Here is a 17,602-nt window from a genome sequence, read left to right as displayed (position 1 = left end):
ATGGCTTAACACTAGTAAAACTTGTCGGTTTTTGCTGGTTATACGCATTTATCAATTGTGGCTAGTAAATTAAATCTTGCTTATTAATAAATTTAATTGCTCTTTCGCGAGGGCGAAATCCTTATAGTTTTAGGATTGAGGAGCTGGCCTGAAATTTATTTTGCAGGCCAGAATTGCTGAATATTCAGCACGGAATATCAATGGGAGTTGGTAATGAAAAAAAGTCTGGCTGTTGCGCTTGCACTGCTACTTTCGTCTGCAGCTGCACATGCTGAGACAACCTGGATCATGGCGACCGGTTATACTGAGAGCAGTTTTTTTACTAAAAATATTCGTAAATTTATTGAAGAGATTGAAACCAAAACCAATGGTGAGCTGAAGATTGATCTGCGCTCCGCAGACAGCCTGATCAAGCTGGATGTTATCAAGCGTGCAGTACAATCCGGTCAGGTTCAGATCGGTGAAATCCGCCTGAGCGTCTATGGTAATGAAGCGGCGATGTATAATCTCGACAATACGCCAGGTGTCGCTTCCGATTTTGATGCCGCATGGCGTTTGATGGAAGCGCAAAAACCGTTCTTCGATAAGCTGTTTGCTAAAAACCGCATGGCAGTTCTTTCCTACACAGCATGGCCGGGGCAGGGATTTTATACAAAAAATCCGATCAACTCGGCTAAAGATGTTGAAGGCCTGAAGCTGCGTATTTACTCGAAGCAGTCGCAGGTTCTGGGCGAAAAGCTTGGTGCGGAGGCTACCATCTTGCCATTTGCAGAAGTGCCTCAGGCCTTTGCAACAGGCATGATCAATGCTTTGTGGACCAGTGCCCAGAGCGGTACTGAAGTGCAGGCGTGGGATTATACAAAACACTTTACCTATACCGGTACCCTGCATCAGAAAAACGCCATTATCGTTAATCAGGCAGCCCTTAAGGCGCTTGATGAAAAAACCCGTCAGATCGTGATTGAGGCGGGTGAAACCGCTACCAAGCGCGGTTGGGAAATGGCGAAAGAAGCCGCCAAAGAAAAAGAGCAAATGCTTGCTGATAACGGCATTACCATTGCTCAGGCACCTCAAGATGTGATGGATAAGCTTGAGGAAATCGGCGCGCAAATGACCGAGGAATGGCTTGCAACAGCCAAAGATGATGAGCGTGCTGTATATGAGGCTTACCGCGCTTCAGCCGCGCAATAACCAGCCATTATGGTGCATCGGAACCAGAGCAAACCCTCTGGTTCTTTCATCTGTCGCTTTGTCCCGACATGCCTTGCTGGTTTGTCGGGATTTGGTTTGATCATGCATAAGGGCTGGTCTAATGCGTTCATTTCTCAATAAAATCTATATTGCCAGCGGTTATCTGGCGGCGATGTTTTTGGTCGGCATCCTGCTTGCCATTATGTGGCAGGTTATATCCCGCTGGCTGGGGCGTACAGCCGATGCAACCGAAGTTGCAGGTATGTTTCTGGCCGCCTCTACTTTCTTCGGGCTGGCCTACACTTTCCGCGAAGGCGCCCATGTACGTATCAACCTGATCGTGGGGCATTTGCCAGCCGCAATCCAGCGCTGGGTGGAATTTTTTAACTGCCTTGTTGCCTTGGGTACAGTTGCGTTTGTCAGCTGGAATATGTGGATTCTTGCATTTCAGTCAGTGGAGTTTGAAGATGTAAGTCCGGGACTGCTGGCTATTCCGTTCTGGATTCCTCAGATGGGTGTTGCGCTCGGGTTGACGCTGTTTGCTGTCGCCTTGATTGATGAAGTCGTTTGGCTGCTACAGGGAGGGCGTCCGCGCTATGATGCCCCTGACGCCGCCCATAACGCACCAGTGGCTTAAGGGGACAGATTATGGATCAGACACTGATTGCAAGTCTTGTTATACTCGGCTCAATGCTGTTCCTTCTCGGATCAGGACTTTGGGTTTCGATCGCATTGCTGGCGGTTGGCATGATTACGCTGGGAGGGTTTTCCGCAGCGCCTATGGGATCGCTGATGGCGAGCACCTTATGGGATTCCAGCTGGGGCTGGGTGCTGACATCACTGCCATTATTTATCTGGATGGGAGAAATCCTGTTCAGAACAAATCTCTCTGCCGATATGTTTCGCGGTCTTGCACCATGGCTCGGGCGTTTACCCGGTGGCTTGCTGCATGTGAATATTCTGGGTTGCGGTGCAATGGCGGCGGTTACCGGCTCTTCAGCTGTAACTTGTGCTACGATTGGACGGCTCAGCATACCGGAGCTTGAAAAGCGTGGTTATCCGCAAAAACTCTCCATTGGTACGCTGGCAGGGTCTGGCACGCTCGGACTATTGATTCCGCCTTCGATCATTATGATCGTTTACGGGGTGACCGCAGAGCAATCGATTGCAAAATTGTTCATTGCCGGCATTTTGCCCGCCTTTGTGCTCATAGCTCTCTTTATGTTTTATACCGGTGCTTGGGCGCTGTTTAATAAAGATAAAATGCCGCCGCGTGAGCCTTATGTGCCGTTGATGCAGCGTCTTTACGCCTCGCGTTCTTTGATACCAGTCGGACTGCTGATCGCTTTTGTTATCGGCTCGATTTATGGCGGTATCGCAACTCCCACAGAAGCTGCGGCTTTTGGAGTGATCGGTGCGCTTGTATTGGCTTTTTTCAGCCGTACTTTAACGTTTGAAGCCTTTCTCGACAGTCTTCTGACTTCCGTGCGCACCTCTTGCATGATCTCTATGATCATCGCCAGTGCTGCCTGTCTTTCAATGAGTGTCGCTTTTCTTAATTTGCCATCGATGCTCGCAAGCTGGGTTCAGTCTTTCGGACTGCCGCCAATGGCTTTGCTGGCCGTGCTTGCGGTGGCAATTTTGATCATCGGTTGCTTTCTTGAAGGTATTTCTATCATCGTGCTCACATCATCTGTGATGCTGCCGATGGTGCAGGCGGCCGGAATCGATATGATCTGGTTTGGTGTCTTTCTGGTTATTCTGATTGAGGCCGCACAGATTACACCGCCTCTGGGATTCAACCTGTTTGTCCTGCAGAATATTACCGGTAAAAATATTCTGCAGATTACATGGGCGGCGCTGCCATATTTCTTGATGATGATGTTGCTGCTGGTCATTGTTACATGTTTCCCGCAGATCGTTATGGTGCTGCCAAATCTGATGCGATAAATCCGTTTCAGGATAAGAATGAAACCGTTGTCACATCAGGCCCGATATAATGACCACACCTGCGGGTTAGCCCGCAGGTGTGGTTTCTTTTAAAAGCATTGGCTTTGATTAAAATTTAATCATTAATTGCGTAGTTTTTTGCCGCTATTGGACATGCGCGACGATGAAACCGCAGGCAAACTTTTTTCAAATTGCCCTGCTGATAATCGTCTTTTATACAAAACTACAGATATGTAACGGCATCCGGATTTTAGTGAGCTGCTGCCCGGTTTCGTCATTATTTTAAGTTTCACATTGAAATCTGTAGCTATTTCATCATTATAGCCATGAACTATTAGAAAATTTGAAACAAAATCCATAGGATGGGGGGATAGCATATGCGTAAAACTTACCTGAAAACTCTGGGAGCAATGACGGCAATATTGATGGCCGGCTCTGCAATGGCGCAAAGCATTACAGTTTATACTGCCTATGAAGAAGATGAAGCGGCGGCATTCCTTGCTGAGGCTAAAAAAGCGCTGCCGGATATTGATATCAATATGCTCCGCCTTTCCAATGGTGATCTGGTTGCACGTGTTATTGCCGAGCAGGCCAATCCGCAGCACGATGCGCTGTGGGGTGTCGCTGTGACCTCCTTGTTCAATCCGCAGATTATCAAAACGCTTGAAGCTTATAAGCCTGCCAATGTTGATGCTATTCCTGCTCAATTTCGTGATAAGGAAGATCGCTGGTTTGCAGTGACCGGTTATATGGCTGCTTTTTGTGTGAACAATGAGCGCCTGAAAGCCAAAGGTCTGACTATGCCAACATCCTGGGCTGATCTGACCGATCCTTCATTTAAAGGCGAAGTTGTGATGCCTAACCCTGCATCCTCTGGCACCGGCTATATTCAGATTGACTCGCTTATCCAGCAAATGGGTGAGGAAAAAGGCTGGGCTTTCCTCGATAGTCTCGACAAAAACGTAGCGCAATACATTAAATCCGGCTCGAAGCCATGTAATGTGGCCTCAATGGGTGAATATACAGTCGGCGCTTCATTTGAGCTGCGTGCAATCAAAAATATTGCTGAAGGCTATCCGATTACCATGGTTGTACCTTCTGAGGGTGCGGGTAATGAGCTGGAAGGCAATGCGTTGGTCGCTACATCCAAACAGAAAGACGCAACCAAGCGTTTTCTGGATTGGACAGTGAGCAAAGAAGCCGCTGACGAATATTACAAGTGGAAGGCCATTGTAACAATGCCTGGTGGCAAAATGCCGGAAAACTTTATTGCAGCCGGTCTGCCGGAAGATATTTCAAAGGCATTGTATCCGGTTGATTTTAAAGCCGCTGCCGATGAGCGTACACAAATCATCGAAACATGGCAGAAGAAATACGAGCGTTAATTATCAAAAAAAGCCATCGGGTCATGCTATCCGGTGGCTTTTTATATGAATAGCTCTGCACGTTCCGGATCAGATCACGGCATGCGTACCGCTCTATGAGTGGGTGTATTTTTAAAAGACTGGTCATTTAAGCTGAAGCGGATATTTCCGCTGCTTCCAAGTCACAGCTTGCTGTCTTTGCGACTATGCTGTGCAAAAACAATCGCATGACGGGGAGTGCATAGCAGCTCAATAGCGCTGTGCTCAATAAAAACAAAATACCGAAGGAACCGAAACTTATGGATTTGAATATTCAGAATGTCATCAAAAATTACGGTGCTGTGAAAGCCCTCGACAATGTGTCTCTGAATATTCCTCACGGCTCTCTGGTCTGTTTTCTAGGCCCCTCCGGTTGCGGTAAAACAACTTTGCTGCGCTCGGTTGCAGGGCTTGAAGATATTGATTCAGGGCAGATCATGCTGGGGGAAGCAGATCTTTCACATACGCCTGCGCGCTCGCGCAATTTTGGCGTGGTATTTCAATCTTATTCGCTGTTTCCGCATATGACGGCTGCGCGCAATATTGCTTACGGGCTGGAATGCCGACGCTGGTCAAAAGCGCAGATCGCCACCCGTGTCCGCGAAATGCTGGATCTGGTGCATCTTTCTGATCAGGCCGATAAATTACCGGCACAAATGTCCGGTGGTCAGCAGCAGCGCATTGCCATTGCGCGCGCACTTGCACCCAATCCATCATTATTGCTGCTTGATGAGCCACTTTCAGCGCTGGATGCGAAAGTGCGTGAAGAGTTGCGCAATGAAATCCGCTCACTGCAAAAGCGCGTTGGCATTACCACAATCATGGTTACACATGATCAGGAAGAAGCATTGGCAATGGCCGATGTGATCGTGGTGATGAAAGATGGTCATATTGAGCAGACGGGTACGCCGCAAACGCTGTATCAACAGCCGGTAACCAGTTTTGTGGCTGATTTTATTGGGCGTATGAATATTCTCCCGCTGGATAAACATGCAGGTAAAAATTTGCGCTTTGCTGATAAGGCCTTACAGGTCGGTGTTGCCAATACGGCCGTAACCGGCGCGATTAGCAAGGTTGGCATCCGGCCTGAAGCGATCGAATTATTGCCTGCCGAGACTAATCTTGCGAGCGACAATCATTTTCCGGCAGTCATCCGCAGCATGACCTATCTCGGGCATATATCACGGATTGAAGCCGAGCCTGAAAGCCGCCCCGATGTTAAAATCAGCATTGAAATGCATGGTGCTTATAATGGTCACGCAATTTCAGATGCGGCTGTTGCGGGCAATGGAGCTTTACCGCAAGCCGGTGACCGCGTGACCTTGCACATGCCTGCCGAAGCGCTGCGGGTGCTGTCATGAGCAGCGCACAGAGCACGGTTACCGCAGCTGATCTGAAGCCCGAACTTAAACGCGGCCTGTTCAGCGATAATATGATTTCCTGGGCGGTTACTATCGGTATTACCGCACTGATCCTGATTTTTCTGATTATGCCGCTCTGGGCTATTCTGGTGTTGGGTTTCAGCACGCCGGAAGGCTTCGGGCTGGGTAACTTTATCCGCACCTTTACCACGGCACGGTTCTGGACACTGGTACTCAACAGTCTGGGTATGGCGCTGACCTGTACTCTCATTGTTGTCAGCATGACCTATGCTTATGCCTATGCTTTGCAGCGCGCCAATGTTCCGTTTAAATCTATGTTGCGTATGGCTGCACTTACACCGCTTTTCGCACCTTCACTGGTGCAGGCGCAGGGGTTGGTTCTGCTGTTGGGAAGAAATGGCATTCTCAATCGCTGGATGGGTATGGATATTGATATTTACGGTTTTTGGGGCGTGGTTATTGCCAATGCGCTCTATGCGTTTCCTTACGCTTTTCTAATCCTGTCAGCAGCTCTTGCCGTGAGTGATGCCCGCTTGCATGAAAGTGCAGAAGTGCTGGGTGCAGGGCCTTGGCGTATTTTCCGCACCCAGACTTTGCCTGCCACACGCTACGGTCTGGCGGCCTCGTGTTTCGTGGTGTTCAATCTGGTTTTAACCGATTTCGGTAATCCGATGGTGATCGGCGGCGATTTCAACGTGCTGGCAACAGAGGTCTATAATCAGGTGATCGGTCAGGCACAGTTCGGCCTTGGCGCGGTGATTGGTATTGTGTTGCTGATGCCTGCCATTTTCGCCAAGATCGTTGAGAAACGTCTGACCCGCCAGCAGCAGGCATTGCTGACATCACAGGCGCGGCCAATGGTGGTGCGCGCCTCGCCAAAGCGTGATTTCTGGCTCGGCCTTTACACGTATTTTGTGACAGCGTTGATTTTGAGCGTTATTCTGGTGGTTGTGCTGGCAAGCTTCGTTAAGCTGTGGCCGTATAATATGAGCTTCACCCTGCAGCATTATCAGTTTGATGTGCAAAACGGCACTGCACCTCTGTGGAACAGTGTTAAAATCAGTCTGGCGACAGCCGTGATCGGTGTGGTGATTGCAGGATTAACGGCAATTGCGGTGCAGAAATTCAGAAACCCGCTCACAGGGCCATTGGCATTTCTGGCCATTCTGCCATCTGCAGTGCCGGGTATGGTGCTGGGGCTTGGTTATGTGCTTGCTTTTAACAATCCGTCAAATCCGCTGCATTTTCTTTATGGCAGTTTCACGCTGATTATTATTCTCAGTGTTTATTACAATCATGCCCATGCATTCCTGATTTCATCTACCAGCCTTAAGCAGATCAGCGGGTCGTTTGATGAGGCATCGACAATGCTGGGCGGTAGCGTGCTGACAACCCTGCGCAAGGTAACCTTGCCGCTGCTTTGGCCAACTTTGCTAGGGGTGGGTGTGTTGTTTTTCATGCGCACTATGGTGTCTTTGTCTGCGGTGATCTTTTTGACTACCCCGAAAACACAAGTGGCATCCATCTCGGTGCTGCAGTTGTCTGATCGCGGCGCGGTCAATCAGGCAGCGGCATTCTCGGTCTGTATTATGCTGATCGTAATTGCAGCATTGCTGATTGTGCGGGGTATTCTTTGGGCTTGCGGCGCCAAACATGTGACGCTTATCCGCTAGAGCAGTTTCAGGAAAAGTGGGTGCCGGTTTTCCGTCCGAAACTGCGTTTAAACAAACAGATAGAGCGGTTTTAAAGAAAAGTAAAAGCGCTCTAGAGCATTTCTCTATCAAGTTGAATCAACTTGATAGGCATGACAATGCGAAACTCTAAATAGCCATCGCAAAAACACCAACGCCCGCATTAGAATAGATGCGGGCGTTGGTGTTAAGGCTTTAAATCTCAGGCTGCTTTTTCAAGCGTAATGCGCTGCGCCAGCCGTACCATGCCTGCACAGGCGTCATCAATTTTGTCATCGGCAACGCTGAGGCTCAAACGCAGAAAACCGGTCAGATTACTGCCAAATGAATCGCCGGGCATTGTAGCAATCTTTTCTTCTTCAAGCAGACGCATGGCAAACTCTGCTCCGCTCATACCGGTGGTGCGAATATCTGCCAGAATAAACATGCCCGCTTGCGGAATTTTGCAGGAGATACCGGCATGGCCATCAAGGCGCTCTGCAATCATTTGCGCGCGGCGATAAAAATTATCACACATTTGCTTGGCAGCAGTCGCAGGACGGTTCAATGCATAGGCTGTCATATCGGCAATAAACGGCTGCACGCCGAATAAGAGCGATTCCGATAGAGGTAGCAATTTCTCAGTAAACTCTTCCGGCCCCACGCACCAGCCACTGCGAAATCCCGGAGCAGAATGGGATTTGGAAATCGAGGCGACCACAACAGTACGCTCCGCCAGCGCTGCCTGATCGAGCGGAGATGCAAACTCACCGTTAAAGACCAGCAGTTCATAAACTTCGTCTGAAATGATCCAGAGATTATGCTTACGGCAAACCTCACCGATTTCAGCAATATCTTGTTTGCTGAGCATAGCGCCGGTCGGATTATGCGGGGAGTTGAGCAGCAATACGCGCGAGCGCGGCGTAATCGCTTTTTCAAGATCGGCTGCCTGCAAGCGAAAACCGTTTTGCTCATTGACCGGCACATAAACCGGCGTTGCGCCGGTTGCTCTGATCACGCCCTCATAGGTCGCGTAGCACGGATTGGTGGTAATAACTTCATCACCTTCCTCGGCCAGTCCCAGCATCACCAATGCCAAGGCACTCTGCGTGCCGGGAAAACACAATATCTGCTCTTGTGTAATGGTGCGGCCAGTGCGTTTGGAATATTTGTCCGACAGTGCCGCCAGAATTGATGGTTCACCACGGCCATTGGTATAGCGGGTGCGGCCTGCGCGCATGGCGCGTGTTGCCTCATCAATCATATCAGCGGGGGTCGGAATATCCGGCTCACCAATCGTCAGTTCAATTATATCTTCGCCTGCGGCTTTCATTTCACGGGCGCGAATATGCACTGCCCATTTATGTGAACCTTCATTGTTCAGCCGCTCGGTAATCCGTGCGTAATGCATGTTGAGCGCTCCTCCGTTTTTTTAATTATGTTTTGCGCTTTGTAGCGTATCTCGGCAGGGGAGCGCCAGTGCTGTTTCGGTATGAATAAACAACCCGTTCTAAAATATGTCGCGTAAAGCTGATATGTTGATTATGTAAAACAAATTTACAAAATCCGACCTTAAATATTGAGAGTTCTAATGGCTGAAATCAGCACTGTACAAACCATGATCCGTAACACTGTTGGCACCCTGGAGGTGCCCTCGGTTGATGAGCGCCAATCTATCACGCTGCTTGAAAAAACAGTTGCTGCCCATGATCACAAATTGCTCTCAATAGCTTGCATGACCACAGTGGAAAGTGGTGGTAAGGCGCCCGTGGCTGAGCCGGTTGCTTTTCCGTTCAATGTTACCGCGTGGAATCTGGAGCGCTGTTTGTTTCCTGAGGCAAGCGCGCAAAAAATGCTGGCTGAAAAGCCGGTTGTGGCGCTTTTGACCGAGATGGATAATGGCATGGCACGCACTGCTCAGAAAAACATGACAGCTGAACTCGCCGCTATAATGGCGATGAACTATGCCTATGGGGTGGAGTTTATTGAGCTGGGGCTTGGCTCGGAAATTGAGCATCAATTTTGTGAAGATGATTTTAATGCCAAAGGTTTTCACGGTAATGCGCTGATGGCTGGTGTGCAGCTGCAGCGTGTCTTTGTGCAGCGTTTATATGGTGAATGCCTGTGGTTCATGAATGGCGGCGATCAGCCAAGGCTTGGTGAGCGCAATGCCATTGGCGCGGTGATTGAAACGCAGCACGGGCCGTTTGTTGCAGTATCCGTTCATCTGGAAAGTTCGGCCTCGGCAAATTATCGCGAAAAGCAGGTTGCCGGATTGCTAGATGCACTGGATGCGGAGTTTGGGGATATGCCGGTTTTGATCGGTGGTGATCTCAATACCGGCCTGCAAGATGATGGTGATTTTGAAGCTGAAGGCCTGTTCAAAACCGCTGCAGCGCGTGGGTTCGCCCGCCATGGCGGGGCACTGGATCAGATGACATTGCGCGCCAGCCTGATCTCACCACAACCACAGCGGCCTTTGAAACTCGACTGGTTTTTAACCCGCGGTCTCAAGATTGGTGAAAGCTGGATCATACCTTCAACGGATAATAATGGGCGCCCGTTATCGGATCATGATATGATTGTCTGCCGTGTGGATGGATTTGTGTAAAGAACCCACATTGTAATAACCCGCATAATGAACACTCTATGCGGGTTTATCTGCTCTCGCTTTGCCGGCATGTAATCTTTTCTCACGCCGGCGTTTGGCTGAAGAGGGGATGCCCAGCTCCTCGCGATATTTGGCCACAGTTCTGCGGGCAATATCAATGCCATCTGCACTCAGGCGATGAACCAGTGCCTCATCCGATAGCACGGTTTGCAGCGTTTCTTGTGCAATCAGCGTTTTGATTTTTGCCCGCACTGCCTCAGAGGCAAAATCACCGTGATTATCTTTGCCTTTTATCGCAGCATTGAAAAAATAACGCAGCTCATAGAGACCTGAGGGAGTGAGCATGTATTTTTGCCCTGCAACACGGCTGATGGTGGATTCATGCATTTCAATAGCATCAGCCACCATTTGCATTGTCATCGGTTTAAGAGCCACTGCGCCATGGTCGAAAAAATCACTTTGCTGTAACACAATCTCAGATGCAACATTGAGGATGGTGCGCGCGCGCTGGTCGAGAATACGGGTGAGCCAACCGGCTTTTTGACGGCAATCACGCAGAAAGTCTTTTTCTTGCTTACTGGCGCTGGTCTGGCTTAATTTGCGGCTGTAATCCTCATTCACCAGCACACGCGGCAGCGCCTCCGCATTCAGTGTTACATGCCATTGGCCAGTTTCGGCTTTGCTGACCAGAATATCGGGGATGGTGCTGAGAACGGGTGCATTGTCAAAGGCCAGGCCGGGCTTGGGGTTTAACCCGCGCAGCTCTAACAGCATCTCGGCAAGCTCTTCATCATCAACCAGGCATAGTTTTTTTAACTGCGTGAAATCGCGCTTGGCCACCAAATCAAGATGTGTGAGCAATTGTGCCATTGCGGTGGTGAGTTTGTCATCGGCTCGCAATTGCAGACGCAAACATTCCGCCAGATCGCGCGCAAATAACCCCGCAGGTTCAAATGCCTGACATTGGTGCAAAATATCCGTTACTTGCTCTGTTGTCAGTTTAAGCTGCTTGGCAAGGCGCTCCGGATCAGTATGCAAATAACCGGCCTCATCCAGTGTTATAGCAAGTTCTTCAGCAATTTTGCGATCCTGCGGATTGCGAAAACTCAGATTGATTTGCTCTGCCACATGATTTTGCAGGCTGTGCTGCACTGTGCCGAAACGCTCCAGTGCAATATCATGGGCTGAAGCGCCGGATGATCCCGATGTTACTCCCGTTGATGGTGATGCGGATGCGCGCTGCAATAACGGGTTGGCTTCCAGCTCAGTCCGCACAAAATCTTCAAGCTCAGCACGGCTCATTTGCAGCACTTTAAGGGATTGCTGCATTTGCGGTGTCATGGTCAGAGATTGCGTCTGACGCAATACGGGCTTGGATGAAAGAGCCATGAATGTGTTTGTATATGTTTTTGCGGATATATTCTTGTCATAAAAAGCGGGCAGCAGAGCATTTCACTATCAACTTGACAGGTATGATAATGCGAAAAAGCTAAAGTCTAGAGCGATCGCTACGATCCAACCTGATCGTTATCCGCACTCAAGCATTTCACTATCAAGTTGAATCAACTTGATAGGTATGACAATGCGAAAAAGCTAAAGTCTAGAGCGAGCGCTGCGATCCAACCTGATCGTTACCCGCTCTAGCTTATTTGTCAATCTTGATAGAGCTATCAGTGGTGCTGAAACTGCTGTAATCACTCTTTCAATGACTTGTGATCTTGTGCTGCTTTTGAGGATGAATGATGCGCCACTATATCGGAATTGATGTCGGAACCGGCAGCGCGAGAGCAGGGCTGTTTGATTGTCAGGGCAGGCTTTTGGGCTCTGCTGCTTGTGGTCTTGAAACTTTTCGCCCGCAAAAAGGCTTTGTGCAGCAAAGCTCCCGCCTGATCTGGGATGCAGTTTGCACTGCGGTAAAAGCGGCAGTGGCAGAGGCAGCAATTGCCGCAGATACGATTGCCGGACTTGGTTTTGATGCCACATGTTCTCTTGTGGTTGCCGACGAGAACGGCAATCCGGTTACAGTCAGCCCGAATGGTGAAGATGATCAGGATGTGATCCTGTGGATGGATCACCGTGCGGTTGCGGATGCCGATGAAATCACCGCTCTTGGCGGTAAGGTGCTGGAGCATGTTGGCGGGCGGATGTCTCCGGAGATGGAATTGCCTAAAATTCGCTGGTTCAAGCGGGAGTTGCCGCAGAGCTGGGCGCAGGCCGGATCTTTCTGGGAATTGCCGGACTGGCTGGTGCATCGCGCTACCGCAACCGATATGCGCTCGCTGTGTTCTCCGGTGTGTAAATGGACCTATATGGGCGATAAGGGCCGCGCGGGTGAGGGGTGGGATAAGGCATTTCTGGAAAAGATCGGCCTTGTTGAACTCGCTGATGATAATTTTGCGGCGATCGGCAATCATTTTGGTGCTGCGGGTGAAGCTGCTGGAAGACTTTCTGAGCAAGCAGCTGCAGAGCTGGGGCTTCCTGCTGGTATTGCTGTATCAACCGCTCTGATCGATGCTTACTCCGGTGCGCTTGGCACATTGGCTGTCACGGATACGGCAGGTATCAGCGCTTTAGAACAGCGGCTGGCATTGATTGCCGGTACATCGAGCTGCCATATTGCGCTCAGTACGGAGCCTATGTTTGTGTCGGGTGTGTGGGGGCCGTATTATTCAGCACTGCTGCCAAACCTGTGGGACAATGAAGGTGGCCAATCTGCTGCCGGAGCGTTGATTGATGCAGTCATTGCGCGCCATAGCGCATCCCATGAACTCGCGGCGCAAAATCGCGATAAACACATTACTGATCTTTTGAATGATCACCTGGCAGATATGGCAGAAGAAACCGCAACCTTGACGCGCCATCGTCATGTGCAACCGGATTTTCATGGTAATCGCTCGCCGTTGGCTGAAAGCTGGCGCAAAGGTGCGATTGCCGGTCTGACCCTTGAGCATGATAATGATGATCTGGCGCTTGATTATCTGGCGACTATTCAGGCACTTGCCTATGGCACGCGGCATATTCTCGAAGAAATGCGCCATACTGGTCTTGAGATTGATACGCTGGTGGTCTCGGGTGGTTTGGCACGCAATCCGCTTTATTTGCGCGAGCATGCCGATATTACCGGTTGTCGGGTGCTGGTTCCGGAACAAGCGGAGCCTGTACTGCTCGGCTCTGCTATGCTGGGCGCAGTAGCCAGCGGTGATTTTGCAACACTGCCGGAGGCGATGGCGGCTATGAGTGGCAAAGCCGCGGTATTAGAACCACGTGAAGGTGATCTTAGCGGCTATCACGATATGAAATATCTGGTCTATCGCCGTATGCAAATGGACTATGCTGATTATGCCGAGCTGATGGATGATATGGCTATGCTCGAGCCGGATGATGAGCCTTATGACGATATAGAAGAATAACAGGCTACAATGAAAACACCGGCAGAGATCATCTCTGCCGGTGTTTTCATTGGTTGGTCATGACTGAATGGTGGCTGGCTTAATACGGGCTGTCGACTTTGCCGGTTTCCACATAAACGGTTTTGATCTGGCTATAATGCGAGAGTGCGGCAAGGCCGTTTTCACGGCCGATACCGGAGTTTTTATAACCGCCAAACGGCACTTCCACCGGTGTCAGATTATAGGCATTAATCCAGCATGTACCGGCTTTGAGCGCTGCGATTACGCGGTGGCCACGGGCGCTGTCTGCCGTGAAAACCCCCGCCGCAAGGCCAAACTCTGTATCATTGGCACGGGCAATCACCTCTTCTTCATCGCTGAAGGTCAGAACACTCATCACAGGGCCAAAAATCTCTTCCCGCGCAATGGTCATCCCATCTGTGACATTGATGAAAATCGTGGGCTCAATAAAGGCACCCTGTTCCAGCCCTTGCAGGGCAGGCACGCCACCGCCACACACAAGCTTTGCACCTTCCTGCTGACCTTTGGCGATGTAATCCAGCACCTTATCACGCTGCACATGGCTGACCATCGGCCCCATTTGCGTTGCCGGATCCATCGGGTCGCCGATCTGGATTGTACGGGTGCGCTCAATAAGGCGGCTGATAAAACGCTCCGCAATTTTTTCATGAACGAAAACGCGGGTGCCGTTGGAGCAGACCTGACCGGTGGAGTAGAAATTACCGAGCATGGCGCCGCCAATGGCGTTTTCAATATCGGCATCGTCAAACACGATCAGCGGAGATTTTCCGCCAAGCTCCATGGTGACCTGTTTCATCTGTGCGCCAGCCTGCGCCATAATTTTTTTACCTGTTGGCACCGAGCCGGTTAAAGAGACTTTGGCGACCTTTGGATGGTTGATCAAAGCCGCACCGGCATCACCAAACCCCTGCACCACGTTGAAAAGACCATCCGGCAGGCCGGCATCTTGATAGAGCTGCGCCAGAGCCAAAGCAGAAAGCGGGGTGTTTTCCGATGGTTTGAAAACAACAGCATTGCCCATAGCCAGCGCCGGAGCGGATTTCCACGAGGCAATCTGGATCGGATAATTCCATGCGCCAATGCCAACGCATACGCCCAGCGCTTCACGACGCGTATAGGCAAAAGGCCCGCCAAGCTCGACAAACTCGCCATTGAAACCTGAGATCACACTGCCGAAATATTCCATTGCATCAGCACCGGATGCCGCATCTGCCACCGATGTTTCCTGAATGGCTTTACCGGTATCCAGCGTTTCAAGTTCGGATAATGCCTGATTGCGTTCACGCATCAGTTCAGCGGCGCGGCGCAAAATCCGGCCACGTTCAACCGGTTTGAGCCTTGCCCATTCAGCCTGCGCCAGTGCTGCCGCTTCCACGGCCTGATTAACAATGCTCTCGGTTGCGCCATGCAGACGGGCAATCACTTCACCCGTTGCCGGATATGTCACGTCGAAAGGGCGGCCAGCGCTATCTTCAACAAAACGGCCATTGATAAAATGTGAGGCTTGCGGTTGTGCACGCATGGAGGCTTCCTTTGAAATTTTTAGATTTGAATTATGGCTCACCGGTCAGAAATTTCCCAGCGCGGATTAATCCATGGCTCCTGATTGGAGCGCGGCAGCGGTGTTTTTCCTAAAATATGATCGGCAGCTTTTTCACCGGTCATGATTGAAGGGCCATTGAGATTTCCATAAGGCACACGCGGAAAGATTGAACTGTCAGCCACGCGCAAACCTTCAACCCCGATCACGCGGCATTCCGGATCAACCACGGTCATCGGGTCATTGATCGCGCCCATTTTACAGGTTCCGCAGGGATGAAACGCGCTTTCAGCATGATCGCGAATAAAATTATCCAGCTGTTCATCGCTGACCACATCGGCACCGGGTTGAATTTCACGGCCGCGATAGCCATCAAAGGCCTGCTGGCCGAAAATCTCGCGGGTTAACCGGATGCAATGGCGAAAATCGCGCCAGTCATCAGGATGCGACATATAGTTAAACTGGATTTTCGGCTTCTGCTTCGGGTCTGCTGAACGCAGCGTAACCGAACCGCGCGATTTGGAACGCATCGGGCCAACATGCGCCTGAAAACCATGGCCTTCAGCGGCAGCTTTTCCATCATAGCGAATAGCCACGGGCAGAAAGTGAAACTGGATATCCGGATAATCCACACCGGCAGCGGATCGTACAAAGGCGGCGCCTTCAAAATGGTTGGTAGCACCAAGACCGGATTTGAAAAACAGCCATTGCGCACCAATCATTGCTTTGGAAAACAGATTAAGCTTTGAATAAAGCGTGATCGGCTGCAGACATTCCTGCTGCACATAGACTTCCATATGATCTTGCAAATTGGCGCCGACCCCCGGCCGGTCAGCCACAACATCAATACCATGCGCACGCAGATGCTGCGCAGGGCCGATGCCGGAAAGCATCAGCAGTTTTGGTGAGTTAATGCTGGAGGCGGCAATAATCACTTCGCGCTTTGCTTTGATCGTGCTGATTTTGCCGGATTTTTCAATCTCAACACCTGTCGCGCGGTGGTTCTCTATTACTACTTTGCGGGCAAATGCATTAACGAGCGTGACATTGCTGCGTTTCAGAGCAGGGCGTAAATAGGCATTGGCCGTTGACCACCTGCGACCATTATGAATGGTTTGCTCCATCGGGCCGAAGCCTTCTTGTTTCGAGCCGTTATAATCCTGCGTGGTTTCAAAGCCGGCCTGTTTGCCTGCCTCGGTAAAGGCCTGAAATAGCGGATTATCGCGTTTGCCGCGCTGGATATGCATCGGTCCGTCTGTGCCGCGCCAACCTTGTTCTCCGCCTTCAGAATTTTCCATTCGTTTGAAATAGGGCAGCACATCGGCATAAGACCAGCCAGCTGCACCATTTTCAGCCCAATGATCAAAATCTTTGGCGTGGCCGCGCACATAGACCATGCCGTTGACTGAGGACGAACCGCCAATAACTTTACCGCGCGGGGTCACCAGACGGCGGCCGTTCAGATGTGGCTCCGGCTCCGTGCTGAAACCCCAGTCATAGGTCGACATATTCATCGGAAAAGACAAAGCGGCTGGCATTTGAATCAGCGGGCCGATATCGGTGCCGCCATATTCAATGACAATCACAGAATATTTGCCGTCTTCTGAAAGCCGGTAGGCCATGGCAGAGCCGGCAGAGCCGGAGCCTATAATAACGAAATCTGCTTCCATATTATGTTCCTTAATGCCGGTTGGTGGTGGGCTTGGTTTGTAAATGCGCTAGTTGAACACTGATGTAATCTTCAACCAGAGCGGTAGCCTCAGCGGCTTTGGGCGCATCGGCACCCAAGGCGTGGCGGATATAAAGCCCGTCGATCAATGCGCCTGTGCCCTCGGCAATATGACGGGCATTGGCTTTGCTGGTGAGTTGCGCCAGCGCAAAACTAAGATTGGAATGCAGCCGGCGGGCATAAATCCGCAATAACCGGCGCATTTCCTGTGACTGCTGCGCATGGGCATAAAAAGTCAGCCATGCGGCAATGGTTTCATGGGCAAATTGCGTGGCAGAAAAATTGACACCGATAATCAGCGATAATCTTTCGCGAGGGCTGGGCTCCTGGTTGGGCTGGCCTTGCAAGGTCTTGCGCAAATCGGCACCCAATTCACTGAGAAGATGGCGCATCGTGGCGAGCAGGAGCTGGTCTTTGCCGCCGAAATAATGATGTGCCAATGCAGCGGAAACGCCTGCCTTGCGGGCGATCTGCGCAACTGTAACATCCAGAGAGCCACGCTGGCCGATTGTGTGAATCGTTGCGCAAATCAGATCTTTACGGCGTAATTCTTCCATTCCGATTTTTGGCATTGGTCACTCGCAACAATAATGAGGGTATCTGCATTATTGTTTTTATTGATTGATCAGTCAATCAAGAGTTTATTTCTGTTCAATATCAATATATTATTAAAAATAAAATTAACTATAAATTAT

The 17,602-nt window shown here is 50.4% G+C and carries 13 protein-coding genes; 8 read left to right on the top strand and 5 right to left on the bottom strand.

The annotated features are described in order from the left end of the window. Positions 1 to 213: 213 nt before the first annotated feature. The 6 genes from MP213Fo_RS03605 to MP213Fo_RS03580 all read left to right on the top strand — a co-directional run bounded on the left by MP213Fo_RS03605 (position 214) and on the right by MP213Fo_RS03580 (position 7,599). Positions 214 to 1,191: a TRAP transporter substrate-binding protein gene (locus MP213Fo_RS03605; protein ID WP_421090311.1), complete on the top strand. Its 978-nt coding sequence runs from the start codon at positions 214 to 216 to the stop codon at positions 1,189 to 1,191. A 121-nt stretch (positions 1,192 to 1,312) separates the two neighbouring features. Further along, a complete protein-coding gene (locus MP213Fo_RS03600; RefSeq protein ID WP_421090310.1) occupies positions 1,313 to 1,828 on the top strand; it encodes a TRAP transporter small permease in 516 nt (171 codons plus the stop codon). Between the two features lie 11 nt (positions 1,829 to 1,839). Then, positions 1,840 to 3,141, top strand: coding sequence for a TRAP transporter large permease (locus tag MP213Fo_RS03595; protein WP_421090309.1), 1,302 nt, complete (start codon positions 1,840 to 1,842; stop codon positions 3,139 to 3,141). Between the two features lie 377 nt (positions 3,142 to 3,518). Next, positions 3,519 to 4,526: an ABC transporter substrate-binding protein gene (locus MP213Fo_RS03590; protein ID WP_421090308.1), complete on the top strand. Its 1,008-nt coding sequence runs from the start codon at positions 3,519 to 3,521 to the stop codon at positions 4,524 to 4,526. Between the two features lie 278 nt (positions 4,527 to 4,804). Next, on the top strand, positions 4,805 to 5,905 hold the full coding sequence (locus MP213Fo_RS03585) for an ABC transporter ATP-binding protein (RefSeq protein WP_421090307.1): 1,101 nt from the start codon (positions 4,805 to 4,807) through the stop codon (positions 5,903 to 5,905). Beyond that, on the top strand, positions 5,902 to 7,599 hold the full coding sequence (locus MP213Fo_RS03580) for an ABC transporter permease subunit (protein ID WP_421090306.1): 1,698 nt from the start codon (positions 5,902 to 5,904) through the stop codon (positions 7,597 to 7,599). Before MP213Fo_RS03585 ends, MP213Fo_RS03580 begins: the two co-directional genes overlap by 4 nt. 220 nt (positions 7,600 to 7,819) lie before the next feature. On the opposite strand, the gene MP213Fo_RS03575 is transcribed toward MP213Fo_RS03580, so the two are convergent. Beyond that, positions 7,820 to 9,007 (bottom strand): pyridoxal phosphate-dependent aminotransferase, encoded by a 1,188-nt coding sequence (locus tag MP213Fo_RS03575; protein WP_421090305.1) that lies wholly within the window; start codon positions 9,005 to 9,007, stop codon positions 7,820 to 7,822. Positions 9,008 to 9,187: 180 nt separating this feature from the next. Between MP213Fo_RS03575 and MP213Fo_RS03570 the strand changes: the two genes are divergently transcribed. Beyond that, a complete protein-coding gene (locus MP213Fo_RS03570; protein ID WP_421090304.1) occupies positions 9,188 to 10,207 on the top strand; it encodes an endonuclease/exonuclease/phosphatase family protein in 1,020 nt (339 codons plus the stop codon). Positions 10,208 to 10,243: 36 nt separating this feature from the next. Here the strand turns inward: MP213Fo_RS03570 and rpoN are convergent, their stop codons facing one another. Continuing rightward, positions 10,244 to 11,596: an RNA polymerase factor sigma-54 gene (gene rpoN / locus MP213Fo_RS03565; RefSeq protein ID WP_421090303.1), complete on the bottom strand. Its 1,353-nt coding sequence runs from the start codon at positions 11,594 to 11,596 to the stop codon at positions 10,244 to 10,246. 350 nt (positions 11,597 to 11,946) lie between these two features. Here rpoN and MP213Fo_RS03560 point away from each other — a divergent pair, with 350 nt between their 5' ends. Further along, a complete protein-coding gene (locus MP213Fo_RS03560; protein WP_421090302.1) occupies positions 11,947 to 13,617 on the top strand; it encodes an FGGY-family carbohydrate kinase in 1,671 nt (556 codons plus the stop codon). 79 nt (positions 13,618 to 13,696) lie between these two features. Here MP213Fo_RS03560 and betB read toward each other — a convergent pair whose 3' ends face one another. From betB to betI, 3 genes are read right to left on the bottom strand one after another with little or no spacing between them, the layout of a single operon-like run. Beyond that, entirely contained in the window at positions 13,697 to 15,160 is a 1,464-nt protein-coding gene (gene betB, locus MP213Fo_RS03555; protein ID WP_421090301.1) for a betaine-aldehyde dehydrogenase, read from the bottom strand. Positions 15,161 to 15,198: 38 nt separating this feature from the next. Next, positions 15,199 to 16,848, bottom strand: coding sequence for a choline dehydrogenase (betA, locus tag MP213Fo_RS03550; RefSeq protein WP_421090300.1), 1,650 nt, complete (start codon positions 16,846 to 16,848; stop codon positions 15,199 to 15,201). Positions 16,849 to 16,858: 10 nt separating this feature from the next. After that, complete coding sequence (betI, locus tag MP213Fo_RS03545) at positions 16,859 to 17,479, bottom strand: transcriptional regulator BetI (protein WP_421090299.1); 621 nt, start codon at positions 17,477 to 17,479, stop codon at positions 16,859 to 16,861. Positions 17,480 to 17,602 lie beyond the last annotated feature (123 nt).

Origin of the sequence: Pseudochrobactrum mosebachae (genome assembly GCF_048914685.1) — a bacterium.
Lineage (GTDB): Bacteria > Pseudomonadota > Alphaproteobacteria > Rhizobiales > Rhizobiaceae > Pseudochrobactrum.
This window is presented reverse-complemented; position numbering and strand designations above follow the sequence as displayed.